This window comes from Clostridium sardiniense, assembly GCF_016907995.1.
GTDB classification, from domain to species: domain Bacteria; phylum Bacillota; class Clostridia; order Clostridiales; family Clostridiaceae; genus Clostridium; species Clostridium sardiniense.
In genome coordinates, this window is record NZ_JAFBDA010000009.1 from 50234 (window position 1) to 69873 (window position 19640).

Sequence of the window (19640 nt, forward strand, 5' to 3'; positions counted from 1 at the left end):
GTAAAGAATAATTTACATAATTATTTAAATGAAAAAGGATTAATTAAAGAAGTATCATCATATATTTTATAGAGGGGTGATTTTATGAATAAATTAGATATTGCTACGTCTATGAATATAATAAATTTAAAGTTTTTAATTATGATAGTATTTATATGTGGTTTATTTGCTTTTATAAATGGAATACTTAAATCATTAAATTTATACTCTAAGGCAAATTTAATTAATAAATGTAGCAATTTTATATTTGCTTTTGGATGTACATTTATATCTATTAAATTACTAATTTCATTGATTACAATCTTTAAATAGAAAAGAATTTTAGTATATTTAAGGATTTAACATATTAAAAAGGTTGTCAATATGACAACCTTTTTAATAATTTATATATTATTTAATTATGTTACTAGCTTTGTGTATAAGATCTAAAAACTCAAAATGAAGCTCAAATAAATTATAAAATGCAAATAACAAGCCAAAGATTGATAAGAATATACAAGACATCTTGCCAAGGATATCCTTACCCATATATTTCATTATAAAATACATGGTTCCAAGAATAAATAGCATGAAAATATAACACTGAATCACAGACAAAACACAACCTCCCTATTTTAAAATAGAATTATAAAATTATAATAAGTAGATTCTGATAAGTTTTTTATTACTTAAATAAAGAATTAATATAAGTATATTTTACATTTGAAAAAATTATGTAATAAATTTTCTGATAAATATTTTGAAAATTAGGTATATAAATAAATTTTATTTATATATTTTATTTATATTTTAATTAAAATTACTGATTGACTTATAAATTTCTCCAATATATTATGATATAGTCATAATTAAGGGAGGGGTAGCTTTTGGAATATACAATTAAAGAAGTGGCAAATAAAACAAATTTATCAACATATACAATAAGATACTATGAGAAGGAAGGGCTCCTACCAACCGTAAGTAGAGATAAAGCTGGAAACAGAGTTTTTTCAGATGATGATTTAGAGTGGATTTCTATAGTTTGTTGTCTTAAAAATACTGGTATGCCAATTAAGGATATAAAGACTTATATGGATCTTAAAAAAGAAGGGGACTCAACTTTAGAAGTTAGAAGAACTATAGTTACAGATCACAAAAAAGCAGTAGAAAATAAGATATCTCAACTTATGAAAGAACTTAAAAAAGTAAATGAAAAAGTTAAGTATTACGATACAGCTTGCGAAGATGGAACAGAAGCTTTCGTAAAAAATAAGTGCAAAATTCAAAAGATAAGAATGAAATAATATTAAATAAAAAACTCCTCTCAAAATTTATAAAAGGGAGGAGTTTAATCTATCTATTACCAATGTTAATTCATTAATGGAAAAAGAATGAATTAAGGGCTTGATTTTAGTGAATTTTATTTATCATTAATATTATTTGATTCTTTAAAAACTTTATATCCCCAATCTTCAAGAGCATGAAGTACAGGGCATAAAGATTTACCAAGATCAGTTAATGTGTATTCAACTCTAGGAGGAATCTCATTATATTGTTTTCTTGAAACTAAATTATGCTCACCAAGTTCAGTTAAAGAACGAGATAGCATAATACTAGAAATACCATCTAAATTTCTTTGTAATTCATTAAATCTTATAGTGCCAAGTTTAGAAATTTCCCACATAATCTGTAATTTCCATTTTCCATTTAATATATTTAAAGCATATTTTATTGCAAACTCTCTTTCAGAATAATTTTTTATATTACAATCAGACATAAGTAAACCTCCATTACTAACTTTTTTGTTACCTACTTAATAAACTTTCAGTACTTGTTTTACATTAATTGAGTTACTATAATAGCTTATAGAAAAAAGTAATCATTGTAAAGCTAGCTTATATAAATATTATTTTAATAGTAAATCATTTATAAACTTAGGATTAAAAATTGGAATTAAGATTATAAAAGATAAGAGGAGTGTATCAGAGTTATGATGAAAGTTGATAAGGAAAAGTGTATAGGTTGTGGATTATGTGCAAAGGATTGTTTTGTTAATGACATTCAAATAGTAGATAAAAAAGCTGAAATAAATAATGTTACATGTATTAAATGTGGACACTGTATAGCAGTTTGTCCAAAGAATGCAGTATCTACAGATGAATATAATATGGATGACGTAAAAGAATATGATAAAGAAACGTTTAATATAGAACCAGAAAATCTTCTTAATTTTATTAAATTTAGAAGAACTATAAGAAACTTTAAAGATAAAAAGGTAGAAGATGAAAAATTACTTAAAATTATAGAAGCGGGAAGATTCACTCAAACAGGAAGTAACAGCCAAAATGTTTCATATATAGTAGTAAAAGACAACATAGAGGAATTAAGAGAATTAGTGCTAGAGAGTCTTAAAAACCTAGGTGAATATATTCTAAATAGCAAAGACGAACAAAATAAACAATATAAGAGATATGCACAAATGTGGCTACAAATGTATAATAGTCATAAAGAAAACCCTGATGGGGAAGATAAATTGTTCTTTAAAGCACCAGCTATTATAGTTGTTGTCTCAGATTCACCAGTAAATGCCGCACTTGCTTCTTCAAATATGGAGCTTATGACAGATGCATTAGGACTTGGAACATTCTTTAGTGGTTTTTTTGTAAGAGCTTCAAATGATAATAAAAAGATTAGAGAATTCTTAGGATTGCAAGAAGGTAAACAAATAGTTACTTGTATGGTAATTGGATATCCAAATGTAACATATAAGAGAACCGTACCTAGAAAAGATGCAGTTATATCATGGAAGTAAAATTGAAATTTTTAAAATTAATAGCGTTGATCAGTACTTATATTTAAATTAAAATATAAAATCACAAGTTATAGAACTCTACATTACACGTATAAGTTCTGGTAATAAAAATAATGCTGTAACATTAAAATGTTACAGCATTATTTTTATTCTTTATGTACAATACCCTCTAACTTAGAGTCAGTATCTTCTAGTTTAGAATCAACATTTTCTAGCTTATTATTATAGTTTTCTAGTATAGAAGTACAATTAGGGCATCTAGTTGCTTTTATATCAATTTCAGTAAAGCAATATGGACAATCTTTAGTAGTAACTACTACCTCTTTCTTTTTCATAGTTAAATCTTTAAATTTATTAATTTGTCTTATAACTATAAAAATGGAGAAGGCTATAATTAAAAAGTTTATGACATTATTTAAAAATAAACCATAGTTAATAGTGGCTACTCCTGCAGCTTGAGCTTCTTTAAGTGAATTAAAGTGCTGTCCACTTAAATTTATATATAGATTAGAAAAATCCACTTTACCTACTAAGTTACCTATGATTGGCATTATAACATCATTAACAAGTGAAGTAACTATTTTACCAAAAGCACCACCAATAACAACACCAATTGCTAAATCTACTACATTACCTTTCATAGCAAACTTTTTAAATTCATTCCACATATTAAAATTCCTTTCTTTTAAAATTATTTTAAAGTATAATAATCATCTGATTTTATCTAATTTGCAATTAATATTAAATAAAATTAAAAATTATACAAAAATAAATGCTTAGAGGTATTATAACATTAAAATTCTTGTTATGCATAAAATAATTTTTTTAAATTTATATAAAACTTTAAAAACTAAGCTTAAATATAAGAAAGATATGATACCATTATAATAAATAAAAAATTGCTTATAGAGGGTGTGAGACAGATGAAAAAATTCGATTATAATAAACTAACTGGAATAATAATTACAAGAGATGATTTTGAATATGAAGAGAGTAGATTATCTTGGAATAGAGCTATTCAAAAGTATCCCTTAGTATTTGTATATTGCACAAAAAAAGAAGATATTATTAATGCAGTAAAGTGGGCTAGGGAAAATGAAGTAGAAATAAGAGTAAGATCTGGATGTCATAACTATGAAGGTTATTCAACAGGAAATGATGTATTAGTAATTGATGTTAGTAAGATGAATAACATTCATATTGATGAAGAAAGTAATAAAGTTACAATAAATGCTGGAGTTCGTAATAGAGAATTATATGAAGCTACAGGAAAGTTAGGATATCCATTTCCAGGAGGAGGATGTCCAACAGTTGGAGTTATAGGATTTGCTTTAGGGGCAGGATGGGGATATTCAAGTAGATTGTTTGGATTAGCTTGTGATTCTTTAGTAGAAGTTGAACTTATAGATTATAAAGGTGATATTATAATTGCAAATGATGTAGAAAATAAAGATTTATTCTGGGCATGTAGAGGTGGTGGAGGAGGAAACTTTGGAGTAGTTACCTCTATGACATTTAACCTACCAAGCAAGATTGAGATGGCCACATTAATAAGCATTGAGTATCCTCATATAGATATTGAAGAGAATATTGATTTAATTGAAACTCTACAAAATACATACAAAATATTAGATAGACGTATGAACTTAAAGACTGGAATATATAATTCAAAGGAAAAAGGAAGAGGAGTACGTATCACAGGATTATTTTATGGTAATAAAGAAGAGGCTAATAAGGTTTTAGAGCCTCTTAGAAATGTTACTAGTAGAGTAAATTTTGACTTAGATTATATAACTGTATTGGATGCAAATAGAGAGATACAAGATAGTCATCCAGATTACGAGAAATACAAATCAACAGGAAGATTTGTTTGTAGGGATTATACTAGAGAGGAAATAAGAGAACTAATTAAATTAGTAGAAGATAGACCTGAGGGGTCAGTATATGCAGCTCTTTCATTTTATGGGCTTGGAGGAGCAGTATGTGATATAGATAAAGATACTACAGCTTTTTATTATAGAGATGCTAAATTTATAATGGGACTACAATCAGTTTGGGAAGAGGATAAATATGCACCAATAAATAGAGAGTGGGTTAAAGCACAATTTAAATATATGAAAGATATGACTACAGGATCATTTGTTAACTTCCCTATAGCAGAACTTCCAAATTATGAAGAAGAGTATTATGGAAATCATGTAGAAAAGTTAAGAGAAATAAAAACTAAGTATGATCCACAGAATATATTTGAATTTCCACAAGGAATAACAGTAGACAATAAAAATATATAAAATAATATAAGAAAAATGCTAGATTAGATTTATAATCTAGCATTTTTTATTTAAGGTATTAGTAAATTAAAAAAATTATCATTTCATATTAATTTTTTTCAGCTTATAAATTTTGTATCCTACAAAGCAGATAATAAAGATAATAGCTAAAATAAATATTATATCAATTGTTCCAAAGTTATGTCCTGTTAAGGTTTTAGTTATTTCTTCACCTTTATACAAAAGTATATCCTCCTAAATTATAAATATAGTATATATAGAGTAATTACTAGTTTAAAAAAATTTTCGTTATATGTATATTAAAAATGATTTATAGAAGTTAATCCTTTATTATATGGAAAGGCAATATCTTTATAATGTATTTTAAATATGAAAAAAGTATTACAAATGTTAAAAAAATATTAATTATGTGATATTCTAATATTTGTGGTTAGGAGGTGACATAAGGATGAATAAAATTTTGAAAAATACAATAATATTTATATTTTCTATTAGTGTTACATTTTTAATATTCTATCTTTGTCTAGATAATATATTTACTAGATTAAGAATATGTACTTCAGATGTGTCTTTATTAGCTTTAAAGATTTTTATTGGAATTATAATGTATTTATTTATTTGTATTATCATAAATAAAAAAGTTACTAAATTTGAATTAAATATATTTTTTATATCATATTTTTTACTCTTAATGATGGTTATATTTAAAGAGGATCACTTATATGTAAGACAAGTTATGAGCTTAGGTGATGGAAATAGCTCAGATATAGGTCACTTGGTAAGTATAATTACTGTTATTGGAGGAAATTTAATAGCTTATATTCCCATTGGAATTGCAATGAAATTAAATTTAAAAAATATTACTAATGTCTGGTTAATCATAATTTTCTTTATATATATTTTAGTAATAAATTGTATTAATTATATATCTAGATTAGATATATTTTATATTAATAATGTTATATTAAATTTTGTTGGATTTTATATAGGGTTAATAAGCTTTAATCTATATAACAAAAAGAAATTAAACAAGTAAATAGTGCTATTTTATATAGGGAATAAAATTAGTGTAAAGCTTGACAGGTTAGGGTAGTATGAGATAATTATATTAAATTATTTATTGAAAAAATGCTAAAATTATACTTTCAAGAAAGCAGTTGATTTTAAATGTGTAGCATTAAAAAACTAAAAAATTTAATAGATATAGACTTACTACAAAGTATTCAAAATAGGTTAGCAGAAATAACTGGACTGGCTTTTAACATAGTAGATTTTAGAGGAGAGCCTATGAATGAATACTCAAACTTTTGTGATTTTTGCAAAGAAATGAGAAGTACAAAAGAGGGAATGAAATTATGCTACGAAGCAAATGCACATGCAGGGCTTGAGGCTGCAATAAGGCAGAAACCATATGTGTTTAAATGCCCAGCTGGATTAGTTGATGTAGCTACACCAATAATAATTAATAATCACTATATTGGAGCTATTTTTTTTGGGCAGGTAAGAACAAATAATGAGGAAATTAACATAATAAAAGAATCTAAAGATTGCATGAAACTTATAAAAAAGAATTCTAAATTAAAGAAATATTATGATGAAACTAAATTTATAGATTATAAAAAGATAGAATCTATACATTCATTAGTAAGTATATTTATAAATCAATTAGTAGAGAAATCAGAATTAGAATTAATAAAAGAAGAGGCGAATTTTAACAATATAAAGTTAAATAGAGAGATTCAGGTAAATAAGAATCTTAAAAAGGAATTATTAATTTCTAATCTTAAGTTATTACAAACTCCAATTAATTTAAACTTTGAACTTAACATATTAAACTCTATATCCAATCTTGCAGTAATTGAAGATGCACCAAGAGTTAAAGAGATGAGCCATTACTTAGCAGATTTAATTAGATATTCTTCCAAAAATATAGGCTGTGAAGTAACATTAGAAGAGGATATAGAAAATATTATTACATATCTAAAAGTGCAATCAATAAGATTTGGAAATAGAATAAAATATAAGATTAATATAGACGAAAATATAAAAGATAAAAAAATACTTCCAATGGTTTTACTATCATTTATAGAGTATTCAATAACAAGGGGATTAGCTCCTAAAATTGAAGGGGGAACTATATCTATAAATGGAGAAGTTTTAGAAAATGATGTCATAATAACAATTGAAGATGATGGAATGGGTATTTCAGAAAATGAATTATTTCATATATTGAATGGAATCTATAATGAGAAAACTATAGGAGCAAATATATATGGTATAAATGATATGCTTGTAAATTGTTATGGTGAAAAATATAGAGTCCAAATAGCTAGTAGAGATAATATAGGAACAATAATAAGAATAAAATTTCCTTTGAATTAAGTGATAAATAGGGGGAGTCTTATGATTAATGTAATACTTGCAGATGATGAGAATTTAGAAATAGAAGCATTAAAGATAATCATAAATAAAAAGTTTAAGAATGCTCGTGTTGTTGGAGTAGCAAATTCTGGAGAAGAAGCTTTAAGTCTAACTGAAAAATTAAATCCAGATGTTATATTTATAAGCGTATCAATACCAGGAATAAATGGGTTTGATGTGGCAAAGATTATAAAAAAGAAATATAATGATAAAAAGATAGTACTTATGAGTATTTATGATGATTTTGAATTTGTTAAAAAGGCTCTTAAGATAAAGGTAGATGATTATATTTTGAAGCCTATACGGGCTGAAAAAATAGTTGAGGTATTAGATGAATTTATAAATACTGATAAAGGTTATTGTATTAATAAAAATAAGAATAATTTTCTTGAAGGTTTAAGAGAAGGTGATTATAAGAAGTCTAAGGATAACTTAGGCGAATTGATAATTAATTTAAAAGAGCTTAGTATGTGCGTGGCTAAAGATTATTATGAGCAGATACTTTGCGATATAAATGATGCTGTTACCTTTAGAAATAATAAAATAAATAAAGCTATAGAATATAAGAATACTTTAAGGAGTTGTACAAGTATAAATGATATAGAGAATAATTTAATAATTATATTAGATGATTTATTTGATATTTTAATAAATGAAGAAGATGGAAGTAGTGACTATGAATTAAAATATATTTTAAATTATATAGAGAAAAACTTTAGAAGTAATATAATGCTTCAAGATGTAGCAAATCATATTAAAGTTAGTACACCTTATTTAAGTAAGACTTTTAAAAAACATATGGGTACTAATTTTAATAGGTATGTTACTAATAGAAGAATTGAAGAGGCGAAGCATATGTTATCTAACACAAATATTTCTATAAGTGAGTTAACATTTAACATAGGATATAATGAACCAAATTATTTTTGTAAGGTTTTTAAAAAAATAGAAGGAATGACACCATTAGAATATAGAGAAAAATTTAAGAATACATAAAAAGAACCCTTTTTTATAAAAGGGTTCTTTTTATTAAAAAATAAATTGTTTCATTTTTTAGAGAATATTAATTTAGTATCCTAAAACAATATTTAAAATTGATAAAATTATTTGTATGTAGTAGATACATGAACTTCACAGCCATATTCTCTTAAAGTAGCTTTTATATGATTCATATTTTTATTGGATAATACAATAGGTTTATATTTGGTATTATTTCTTGAATGAAAAACTAATTTAAATGATGTATATGAGGGCTCTTCTATTATGATATAGTCTAAGTTTGATATAGGAACTACAGAGAATAAGTTTGATATATATGAGCTACTTATTATCAAAATATTATTAGCAGTAACAGATGTAGATAATAGTGAGAAGAATAATATTATTTTAAATGTACTATTATCAGTAAATAATGTGGATATTAAGCCTAGAATAAAGATAATTGTAGTAAGAATAAATCTGGTAGTTAATGAAGAACTTTTTAAAGAAATATTCTTTTTAAAAACGCTTAAAATTCTGAAATCTTCATTTTTGAAAAGCCTATATGAATGAATCATCCTATACATTATAAATATGTAAAACAGAAAAAATAAAAGAAATGATATGTAATCTAGTATAAGTATTCCCCCTTTAAATTTTGTAAGTTATATATAAGTTTAGCACTAAACATATTAAAAAATGGATAATTTAGGAGGAAGTTTACACTTAATAAACTAAAAATTAACATTTATATTAGAGTGAAAAATTTTTATAAGGTAAATAGCACAAAATTAACATATTTAAATAAAAAAATATCATTAGATTTTAAAATTATAAAAAATAAATAAATTTAGAAAAAAAGTATACTAAAGTAGGCAATTAAGTATTAAAGAAATATTAGAATTTAAGATAACATAAAGGTGTAAGAAAAATTAATCTAGCAAAAGTAAACGTATTCTATAATGCTAGTTTTTACTATAAAACTTAGGGGGATGAAATATGGATATTTTAGCAAAAGGATTCAAGACACCTACTGAGAGAGTGGCAAAGTTAAAAGAAGAAGTAATGTCAGCTTTTCCAGAAATAGAAGCTGAGAGAGCTATCATATTAACTAATTCATTTAAGGAAACTGAAAATGAGCCTATTATTATTCGTAAAGCAAAAGCGCTAGAAGCTATTTTAAATGAAATTCCTATAGTTATTAGAGACAATGAATTAATAGTTGGAAGCTTAACTAAAAAGCCAAGATCAGCTCAAGTTTTCCCAGAATTCTCTAATAAGTGGTTAGTTGATGAATTTGAAAAATTTGAAAGTAGAACGTCTGATGCTTTTAAAATTTCAGAAAAGACTAAGGATGAGTTAAGAGAAGTATTTAAATATTGGGAAGGAAAGACTGTAAGCGATCTTGCTACGTCTTATATGACAGAAGAGACAAAGGAAGCTATGGGAGCAAATGTATTTACTGTAGCTAACTATTATTTTAACGGGCTTGGACATGTATCTGTAGATTATAAAAAGGTATTAGAAAAAGGCTTTAAAGGTATTATTGAAGATGTTAAAGAAGAAATAGATAAGGCAGATAAATCTTCTGCTGATTATATAAGAAAAAGAAAGTTCTGGGATGCTGTTATAATCTCATGCAAAGCTGCAATAAGTTATGCAAAGAGATATTCAAAGCTAGCTATAGAACTTGCTAAAAAGACAGATGATATTAAGAGAAAAGAAGAGTTATTTGAGATTGCTAGGATATGTGATAAAGTTCCAGAAAATCCAGCTGAGACATTTTATGAAGCATGTCAATCATTCTGGTTTGTACAATTAATCATAAGCTTAGAATCAAATGGACATGCAATATCTCCAGCTCGTTTTGATCAATATATGTATCCATATTATAAGAGTGATATGGACACTAAGATTGCAAGTAAGGAATTTGATATAGAGATTTTAGATTGCTTATGGGTTAAATTTAATGATCTTACAAAGGTTCGTGATGAGACTACAACTAAAGCTTTTAGTGGGTACTCAATGTTCCAAAATTTAATTGTAGGTGGTCAAACTCCAGAAGGAAAGGATGCAACAAATGATTTGTCATACATGTGCCTTGAAGCAACAGGTAGTTTAATGTTACCTCAACCTTCTCTTTCAGTTAGAATATGGAGCAAAACTCCAGAGGAGTTTTTAATAAGAACATGTGAATTGACTCGTTTAGGCACAGGGCTTCCAGCATTTTATAATGATGAGGTTATAATTCCAATGTTAATAAATCAAGGATTAACATTAGAAGATGCAAGAGATTATGGTATTGTAGGGTGTGTTGAGCCTCAAAAACCAGGAAAGACAGATGGGTGGTATGATGCTGCATTCTTTAATTTAGCTAAGGTTTTAGAACTTAGTATAAATAATGGAATAAATGGTGGAAAGCAAGTAGGACCAAAAACAGGTGAATTTACTTCATTTAAAAGCTTAGATGATTTAATTGATGCATATGAAGGTCAAATGAAATATTTTGTTAATAACATGGTTTCAGCAGATAATTGTGTTGATATTGCACATTCAGAAAGAGCACCATTACCGTTTTTATCATGTATGCTAGATGATTGTATAAGCGTAGGTAAATCAATTCAAGAAGGTGGAGGACATTATCGTTTCTCAGGACCTTTAGGAGTTGGCGTTGCAAATGTTGGAGATTCATTTATGGCCATAGATAAGCTTGTATTTAAAGAAAAGAAGATAACATTAGAAGAACTTAAAAATGCTATAGATACAAACTTTGGTGAGTTTGAAGAAGATAACGATAAAAGAATGCGTTACGAAGATATTAAAGAGATACTTCTTCATAGAGCACCTAAATTTGGTAATGATATAGATGAAGTTGATGAACTTACTCGTGATGGATCACTTATTTATTGTACAGAAGTTGAAAAACATACTAATCAACGTGGAGGTAAATTTATACCAGGCTTATATCCAGTTTCAAATAATGTCCATTTAGGAAGCCTAGTTGGAGCAACTCCTGATGGAAGAGGGGCAAAAGAGCCAATAGCAGATGGGGTATCACCTACTAGAGGAGCAGATGTAAATGGACCAACAGCTGCGGCAAATTCAGTAGCTAAGTTAGATCATTTTAGTGCACCTAGTGGAACATTATTTAATCAGAAGTTTAATCCACGCTCACTTGAAGGGGATAATGGACTTAAAAATTTAGGAGCTTTAATTAGAAGTTATTTTGATAAAAAAGGAATGCATGTACAATTTAATGTAATAGATAAAAATATATTGATTGATGCACAAAAGAGTCCAGAAAAATATAGAGATTTAATAGTACGTGTTGCTGGATATAGTGCACAATTCATTTGTTTAGATAAAGGAGTTCAAGACGATATTATAAAGAGAACAGAACAATGCTTATAGATTAAAAGTTACACTAAAGCTCTGCGTTAAAAGAGATATTTTGAATTTAATATTTTCTTAATGCAGGGCCTTTATAAAATACTTATATATTTAAGGGGAGATAAGTAAAGTCATGATAAATAATGATATTAATTATAATGAACATGGAAGAGTTTTTAATATACAAAGATTTTCTGTAAATGACGGACCAGGAGTCAGAACAATAGTGTTTTTAAAAGGGTGTCCATTATCTTGCCGTTGGTGTAGTAATCCAGAATCTCAACATGAATATAGTGAATTAATGTTCAACGAAGTTAATTGTATAAGTTGTGGGAAGTGTGCAAAATTATGCAAGGAGAATGCTATAGATTTCGGTTCTAAATATAGAATAGATAGAGAAAAGTGCATAAACTGTGGAGAGTGCATAGAGGATTGTTATAGAGGTGCACTTGTAATGTCAGGTGAAGATATGACAGTAGATGAAGTTATTAATGAAGTTAAAAAGGATGAAACTCAATTTAGACATTCAAATGGAGGAATTACATTATCAGGTGGAGAGCCATTAATGCAACCAGAATTTGCGCTTGAAGTATTAAAGATGAGTAAATCTAAGGGATGGAATACAACAATTGAAACTACAGGGTTTACATCTAAAGAAGTTATAGGTAAGGTAATACCTTGGGTAGATTTAGTTCTTTTAGATATTAAGAGTATGGATTCAGATAAACATTTGGAATATGTAGGTCAAAGAAATGAAATTATATTAGAAAATGCAAAGAGAATATCAGACCTTGGAGTTAATATGATAATTAGAGTTCCTGTGATTCCAGGATTTAATGGAGATTTAAAAAGTATAAAGAAAATAGCTGAATTTGCAAAAGAACTTAAAATGGTAAAAGAGATGCATATATTGCCTTATCATAGACTTGGAGTAAACAAATATAGTTGTATAGGTCGAGAATATAAAATGGGAAAAGATATAAAAACGCCAGATGATGAATTTATTGAAGAATTAAAGCAGATTGTAGAAAAAACAGGGGTAAAGTGTAATATTGGCGCAGTATAAAAGATTACTGACTTAGCGTAGATTATCTTATATGAGAAAAATAGTATAAAATTAAGATAAGTAAGAAATTTTAAAAAATTTAGAGGGAAGAAACTTGTTAGTATCACTTAGTAATAGAATATATTACTTACCACATAATGAAGAAAAAGATAGACCAGTATTAGGTTATGTAAGAGGGAATAAATATTCTCTTATGATTGATGCTGGAAATTCAGATAAGCATGTAAGAGCATTTATGGAGGAAACTCAAAAGAATAATTTACCGTATCCAAATTATGTAGGTATTACCCATTGGCATTGGGATCATACGTTTGGACTTTCTTCTATTAAAACAACTGCAATTGCAAGTAGAGTAACAAATAACCAGCTTAAAAGAATGACTTTATGGAAGTGGGATGATAAATCCATGGAAGATAGAGTTAGAAATGGTTATGAAATTGAATTTTGTGATAATATGATAAAAAAAGAGTATGAAGATAGAGGTTACATAGATGTAAGAACAGCAGATATAGTTTTTGATGACGAGTTAACTTTAGATTTAGGTGGAGTTAGCTGCGAGATTATGAGAATAGGAGGATCCCACTCTAAGGATTCTACAATTTATTATATTCCTGAAGAAAAGGTTTTATTTTTAGGAGATGCTTGTTGTGAAGATATGTATAACGGAGAGCCACATTTCCGTATGGAGAAATTATATAAATTAATTAAGGATTTAAAAAATATTGATTTTGAAATATGTATTGAAGGACATAGTGAGTATACGACTAAAGAAGAATTAATTGAATATTTAGAGAGTGAGCTTAAGATAGAAAATATAAACTAATAAAGACATGTTCAGAACATCATAAGATATAATAAGTACATTTTAAGAACTTGAATTTGTTTAAAGGGGATTAAGTTATCTAAAGCTTAATCCTTTTATATATTTATAACATATATAGGATAAATATATATTAAATAGTAATTTAGTTATATTTAAGAACTATATAAGATAAATCTATATTAAACTAGGGAGGTAATTGATGTGAAATTAGTAAATGAGGTAGCAAGCCTTGCAGGAATTAGTAAAAGGACACTTCAGCATTATAATGACATTGGGCTCCTTGTAGCAAGTGAAAGTACGAGAGAAAAATATTTAGAGTACAGTAATAGAGATGTTGAGAGGCTTTGGAAGATTCTTTTATATTTAGAACTTGATTTTACTATTGATGAAATAAAAGAAGTATTAGATGGAGAAAAGATTAAAGAAGAAGCTATACTTAAAGAGCATAAGAACATTTTATATAATAAGAGAAAATGTCTAGAAGGACTTATAGATTCTATTGATAGTGCTATTTTAGGAGAATTTAAAGAAAGTATGCTAGAAGATTTTAATAAAAATCGGGTAATAAGAATTGAAGATGCATGCAGGAGTGATGGGTTTAAAGAGGAGTATTTAAGGAATAGTAAAGTAAAGAAAAGCAAAGGGGATGATGTTTTGGAATCAAATTTATTAGCAATAAAAACAGAAGGTGAAAAAATTCATGATTTATTTGTAGAGGTAATGCCTTATGGAGTAGAAAGTAAGAAGACACAAGTAGTTATGGAGGATTTTCAAAAGTATATGAATAATACTTTCTCTATATTTTCAATTGAAGAATTTGAAAAGCTTAGCGAAGTTTACATAAAAGATAAGAGTTTTAGTACTATATTAGATAGTAAAAAGACAGGGCTTGGAGAATTTATAGGACAAGCTATAGTATATTGGTTTTAAAATAAAATCCACATAAAAATATCTTTATCTATATAGATAAAGATATTTTTATTAAATTAAAGTAGGAATTAATATGAATTTAGGAATATGATTAAATATGAATAATAGATATTTATCTATAAATAGTTAAATAAGTTCTTTAAGTTATTCACCAAATATTAAGTCTATGTTAATAGTATAGTCTTTGAGTAAAACCTTATATAGGAGATATAATTAATCTATAAGAAATTATAGGAGGATAGTAATGGATAATAAAGCATCTAATATATATGAGATGATACAGACTTTAAAGCTAAGAACAGTATTAGAAAGTGTTTTAGTTGGAGCTATTACAGGACTTATAGTATCTTTATATAGGCTTGTACTTAAGTATTTCGGAAGCTATGGTTTAAAAGCTTATGACTTTATGTCAACTCATAAAACATATATTATTTTGGGGCTTATAGTGTTATTAATTATAGGATATGCAGTTGGACTTATTCTAAAACATGACACTATGATAGGTGGTAGTGGTATTCCACAGATTGAGGGTTTATTAAAGGGGTATTTTGATATAAAAAATCCAGTTAAAGTTCTTATAGGAAAGTTTGTAGGTGGTGTTCTTGCAATTGGTGCTGGATTATCACTTGGAATAGAAGGACCATCTATTCAATTAGGAGCTAGTGCTGCACATATTTATGGAAATATAACTAAAAGGTTAAAACTTGAAAAGAGATTTCTAATATCAGCAGCATCAGGTGCTGGACTTGCAGCTGCATTTAATGCACCATTTGCAGGCGTGATGTTTGTTCTTGAAGAGGTTCATAGAAGCTTTTCACCAATTCTGTTTGTATCAGCTATATCAGCTTGTGTGACTTCTGATTTAGTTACATGGATATTCTTTGGCGGACAACCTATTCTAGATGTACATAAATTATTAGTATTACCATATCAATATTATATATTATTAATAATACTTGGGATAATAGTTGGAGTATGCGGAGCCGTATATAATAGTACTTTACTTAAAACAATAGATATCTATAAAAAGATAAATGTGTCTTTACAGGTAAGAATGATGATTCCATTTGCAATTGTATTAATATTTGGGATATATCTTCCAGAAGTTTTAGGTGGAGGCAATGATCTTATAAACCATATTTTGGTGGATGGAGTAATATTAAAATTTGCAATTATATTATTAGTAGGTAAATTTATATTATCTATGACTAGTTTTGCATCTGGTATTCCAGGAGGAATATTATTTCCGCTATTAACACTTGGAGCTTTAGTCGGAGCAATATTTGGACAGGTGTCAATTGGTATGCTTGGAGGAGATAGTGGATTTATAATTAACTTTATTCTTCTTGCAATGGCAGGAATGTTTGCATCAATAGTTAGAGCACCTATAACAGGGCTTGTTTTAGTATGTGAAATGAGTGGATCATTTACTCAGCTTGGACCACTTGCTGTAGTTTGTGGTGTTGCATATTTAGTTGCAGATTTACTTGGAAGTGAGCCAGTATATGAGTCATTATTAAAACTTAGAATAGCATCTCAAAAAAAAGATAATCTTGAAAAGGATGCAGGAAAATCTGTTGTTGAATATGTTGTGGATTTAGGTTCACCTATTGTTGGTAAAAGATTAAAAATGATTAAATTAGTGGATAACGCATTAGTTATTACTATTGAGACAGCAGGAGAAGAAATAATTCCTAATGGAAATACTATAATAAGAGCAGGAGATACTATAACAGCTTTAGTAGATGAGTGTGATGAATCTAATTTGAGAGATAAGTTAGAATCTTTATGTAAATTATCATAAGTTTATGTTTGGTTTGAGAGATAAAATTCAAAGTTTTATCTCTTTTTTAATTCACTGAAAATTTTAGTAGATAAATTAGTTTTTAATATTTGGTAAAATTACTCTTATAATACATATGAACTTATTTATTCCACTAAATTGTGATATATTAAAAATAAGATAGTTATTTATTATGAGAAAGCCTATTCTAGAATCTCAATTAATAATAAAAAATTAGTTTAATATGAGGTGAGGATTTTGGAAAGTTATATTAAGTTCATGGCTAATGAGTGGAATGAGTTTATAAAAACAGGAGATATAAGCCATAAAGTAAAGAGAGAAATTGCAGATTCCTGGAGGAGATGCAAAGGTTATAAAGTAAATCCTATGAGTGGAAAGGGATTAGATACAGAAAAGCTAAGCATTAGGGCGATAACTGAGAAAAACAAAGAGTTAATGTCTGTAGCTAAACCTATAATGGAGAATATATATAGTATTGTAAAGGGGTCAGGCTTTGCAATCTTTTTAACAGATAGAGATGGATACATAATAGATATAATTGGGGATAAAGAAATATTGGAAGAGGCAAATAATTTAAATTTTAAAAGAGGAGCTTTATGGTGTGAAAGAACTGTTGGAACTAATGCAATAGGAACAGCCATTTATCTGAATAAGCCAATTCAAACTGTCGGAGCAGAACATTTTGGATTGGATCAACATTCATGGACTTGCTCAGCAGCTCCAATACATGATGATGCAGGAAATGTTATAGGGTGCATTGATATGTCAGGATGTTGTAATAGTGTACATTCTCATACCCTAGGAATGGTAACAGCAGCAGCACAGTCTATTGGTATACTTATAAAATTTAAAAATAAAAATTATAGAATAAATAACAAAAATAATACTAAGAATAAAGCATTATATAATTTTGATGATATTATAACTGAAGATAAAGCAATGATTGAAATGATAAGTCTTGCAAAAAAAGCAGCTAAAAGTGAGTGTAATATTTTAATTGAGGGAGAAAGTGGAACAGGAAAGGAATTAATCGCTCAATCTATACACAATTGCAGCAATAGAGTATCGGAACCTTTTATTGCAATTAATTGTGGTGCAATACCTAGAGAATTAGTCGAAAGTGAATTATTTGGATATGAAGGTGGAGCTTTTACTGGAGCATCAAGAGACGGAAAAATAGGAAAATTTGAGCTTGCAGATAAAGGAACTATATTTTTAGATGAACTTGGAGAATTACCATTAGATATACAAACAAAATTATTAAGAGTACTCGATAGTGGTAGAGTAAGTAGAATTGGAAGTGAATTTGAGAGACAATTAGATATAAGGGTAGTTGGGGCTACAAATAGAGTGCTTAAAGATGAAATAAAAAAGAAAAACTTTAGAGATGATCTTTATTATAGAATAAATGTAATAAACATAAAAACAGCTCCTTTAAGAGAGCGAAATAATGATGTAGGTGTTTTAGCAAGATATTTTATTAAGGAATTAAATTCAAAAAATAATTCTTATATTAGGCATATAAGCAATTCTTATATAAATGAACTTAAAAAGTATGATTGGCCTGGAAATGTTAGAGAACTTAAAAATGTAATAGAGAGAGATTATTATTTAAGTGATAATGATTTAATAGAAGAACATAATAATTTAGAAATAGAAAAAAGTGAAACAAAAAATAGAGAAAGAAGTAGAAAGCTAAATATAATTCCTATGAATGTAGCTGAGAAAAAGATAATTAAAAATGCTTTAGATAAATGTGATGGTAATATAGTTAAGGTAGCAAAATTTCTAAATATGAGCAGGTCTACATTATATAGAAAAATTAAAAAATATAATATTAATAATGATAGAAAATAAATTGTATTAAATTGAGAATTTATATTTTAGTGTATCATATTGCTACATAGAAAGTGTGTCTTATTGAAACAGATTTATTTAAGATAGTTGATATATAGTAAATTCTTTTATTGGCATAGCAATTGCTTATTATATATGTGAATAATTTAACAAATACATATATATGAGGGGGATGCGTAATGAAAGCAGCATTATGGTACGATAAAAAGGATGTAAGAGTAGAAGATATTGAAGAACCAAAGGTAACAAAAGATGGAGTGAAAATCAAGGTTAAATGGTGTGGAATTTGTGGTTCAGATTTACATGAATATTTAGGAGGACCTATATTTATTCCAGTAGGAACACCACATCCTTTAAGTAAAAATGTAGCACCAGTAGTATTAGGGCATGAATGTTCAGGGGAAGTAGTTGAAATAGGTGAAGATGTAACTAAATTTAAGATTGGCGATAGGGTAGTAATTGAACCAATAGTAGCTTGTGGAAAATGTCCAGCATGTAAAGAAGGAAAGTATAATCTTTGCACATCATTAGGCTTCCATGGACTATGCGGAAGTGGTGGAGGGCTTGCAGAATATACTGTATTCCCAGAAGAGTTTATTCACAAAATTCCAGATGATATTTCTTATGAACAAGCAGCGTTAATAGAGCCAATGGCAGTAGCACTTCATTCAATAAGAATTGCTAATTTTAAAGTAGGAGATACTGCATTAGTATTAGGTTCAGGCCCAATTGGTCTTGCAACAATAGAATTATTAAAGGCAGCAGGTGCTAAGCTTATTGTGGTACTTCAAAGAAAATCAATAAGACAAGAATATGCAAAGAGAGCTGGTGCTGATTTAGTTCTTGATCCTAATGAAGTAGATATAGCAGAGGAAGTTAAGAAAGTTACAGGTGGATTAGGTGTTGATGTAGCCTTTGAAACTACAGGAGCAAAAATAGGATTTGATACAGGAATTAATAGTTTAAAATTTGAAGGAACTATGGTTATAACAAGTATTTGGGAAAAGGAAGTAAGCTTTAATCCTAATTCATTAGTATTTAGTGAAAAGAAAATAGTTGGGACATTAGCATATAGACATGAATTCCCAGCAACTATTGCACTAATGAGTGATGGAAGAGTAAAGGCTGAAGGTTATATAACAAAGAAGATAGCACTTGATGATATAGTAGAAGAAGGCTTTGGTACTTTAACTGGACCAGAAAAGAAGAAACATGTGAAAATACTTGTAACTCCAGACAAGTCACTTTTATAATTAACAGATAGAAATATATTAAATTTATAAAATTAA

Annotated in this window: 16 protein-coding genes and 1 pseudogene; 14 read left to right on the forward strand and 3 right to left on the reverse strand. The window is 27.5% G+C overall.

Annotation, left to right across the window (positions count from 1 at the left end; translation table 11 throughout):
• Positions 1-84 precede the first annotated feature (84 nt).
• Both JOC62_RS09240 and JOC62_RS09245 read left to right on the forward strand, forming a co-directional pair.
• Positions 85-312: a hypothetical protein gene (locus tag JOC62_RS09240; RefSeq protein ID WP_204594980.1), complete on the forward strand. Its 228-nt coding sequence runs from the start codon at positions 85-87 to the stop codon at positions 310-312.
• A 554-nt stretch (positions 313-866) separates the two neighbouring features.
• Complete coding sequence (locus JOC62_RS09245; RefSeq protein ID WP_204594981.1) at positions 867-1283, forward strand: MerR family transcriptional regulator; 417 nt, start codon at positions 867-869, stop codon at positions 1281-1283.
• A 116-nt stretch (positions 1284-1399) separates the two neighbouring features.
• On the opposite strand, the gene JOC62_RS09250 is transcribed toward JOC62_RS09245, so the two are convergent.
• A complete protein-coding gene (locus tag JOC62_RS09250) occupies positions 1400-1756 on the reverse strand; it encodes a winged helix-turn-helix transcriptional regulator (protein ID WP_204594982.1) in 357 nt (118 codons plus the stop codon).
• A 213-nt stretch (positions 1757-1969) separates the two neighbouring features.
• On the opposite strand from JOC62_RS09250, the gene JOC62_RS09255 reads away from it, so the two are divergent.
• Complete coding sequence (locus JOC62_RS09255) at positions 1970-2791, forward strand: nitroreductase family protein (protein WP_204594983.1); 822 nt, start codon at positions 1970-1972, stop codon at positions 2789-2791.
• A gap of 227 nt (positions 2792-3018) precedes the next feature.
• Here the strand turns inward: JOC62_RS09255 and mscL are convergent.
• Positions 3019-3459: pseudogene (gene mscL / locus JOC62_RS09260) on the reverse strand (large conductance mechanosensitive channel protein MscL); the annotation flags it as partial.
• A 255-nt stretch (positions 3460-3714) separates the two neighbouring features.
• On the opposite strand from mscL, the gene JOC62_RS09265 reads away from it, so the two are divergent.
• Complete coding sequence (locus JOC62_RS09265; RefSeq protein WP_204594985.1) at positions 3715-5082, forward strand: FAD-binding oxidoreductase; 1368 nt, start codon at positions 3715-3717, stop codon at positions 5080-5082.
• A 78-nt stretch (positions 5083-5160) separates the two neighbouring features.
• Here JOC62_RS09265 and JOC62_RS09270 read toward each other — a convergent pair whose 3' ends face one another.
• On the reverse strand, positions 5161-5304 hold the full coding sequence (locus tag JOC62_RS09270) for a hypothetical protein (protein ID WP_204594986.1): 144 nt from the start codon (positions 5302-5304) through the stop codon (positions 5161-5163).
• Positions 5305-5530: 226 nt separating this feature from the next.
• Here JOC62_RS09270 and JOC62_RS09275 point away from each other — a divergent pair, with 226 nt between their 5' ends.
• From JOC62_RS09275 to JOC62_RS09325, 10 genes are all read left to right on the forward strand, one after another.
• Complete coding sequence (locus JOC62_RS09275; RefSeq protein ID WP_204594987.1) at positions 5531-6118, forward strand: hypothetical protein; 588 nt, start codon at positions 5531-5533, stop codon at positions 6116-6118.
• Between the two features lie 131 nt (positions 6119-6249).
• Complete coding sequence (locus JOC62_RS09280) at positions 6250-7464, forward strand: PocR ligand-binding domain-containing protein (RefSeq protein WP_204594988.1); 1215 nt, start codon at positions 6250-6252, stop codon at positions 7462-7464.
• A 21-nt stretch (positions 7465-7485) separates the two neighbouring features.
• The gene (locus tag JOC62_RS19170; protein ID WP_243425042.1) at positions 7486-8499 is read left to right on the forward strand and encodes a response regulator transcription factor; all 1014 of its coding nucleotides are present in this window, start codon (positions 7486-7488) and stop codon (positions 8497-8499) included.
• 981 nt (positions 8500-9480) lie between these two features.
• Positions 9481-11892, forward strand: a complete 2412-nt coding sequence (locus JOC62_RS09295; RefSeq protein WP_204594989.1) for a glycyl radical protein — start codon at positions 9481-9483, stop codon at positions 11890-11892.
• A 112-nt stretch (positions 11893-12004) separates the two neighbouring features.
• Positions 12005-12937: a glycyl-radical enzyme activating protein gene (locus JOC62_RS09300; protein WP_204594990.1), complete on the forward strand. Its 933-nt coding sequence runs from the start codon at positions 12005-12007 to the stop codon at positions 12935-12937.
• A 94-nt stretch (positions 12938-13031) separates the two neighbouring features.
• A complete protein-coding gene (locus JOC62_RS09305) occupies positions 13032-13760 on the forward strand; it encodes an MBL fold metallo-hydrolase (protein ID WP_204594991.1) in 729 nt (242 codons plus the stop codon).
• A gap of 201 nt (positions 13761-13961) precedes the next feature.
• Positions 13962-14690 (forward strand): MerR family transcriptional regulator, encoded by a 729-nt coding sequence (locus tag JOC62_RS19430; RefSeq protein ID WP_204594992.1) that lies wholly within the window; start codon positions 13962-13964, stop codon positions 14688-14690.
• Positions 14691-14934: 244 nt separating this feature from the next.
• Positions 14935-16494, forward strand: a complete 1560-nt coding sequence (locus JOC62_RS09315; RefSeq protein ID WP_204594993.1) for a ClC family H(+)/Cl(-) exchange transporter — start codon at positions 14935-14937, stop codon at positions 16492-16494.
• A gap of 237 nt (positions 16495-16731) precedes the next feature.
• Positions 16732-18351: a sigma-54-dependent Fis family transcriptional regulator gene (locus JOC62_RS09320; RefSeq protein ID WP_204594994.1), complete on the forward strand. Its 1620-nt coding sequence runs from the start codon at positions 16732-16734 to the stop codon at positions 18349-18351.
• A 179-nt stretch (positions 18352-18530) separates the two neighbouring features.
• A complete protein-coding gene (locus tag JOC62_RS09325; RefSeq protein ID WP_204594995.1) occupies positions 18531-19604 on the forward strand; it encodes a 2,3-butanediol dehydrogenase in 1074 nt (357 codons plus the stop codon).
• Positions 19605-19640 lie beyond the last annotated feature (36 nt).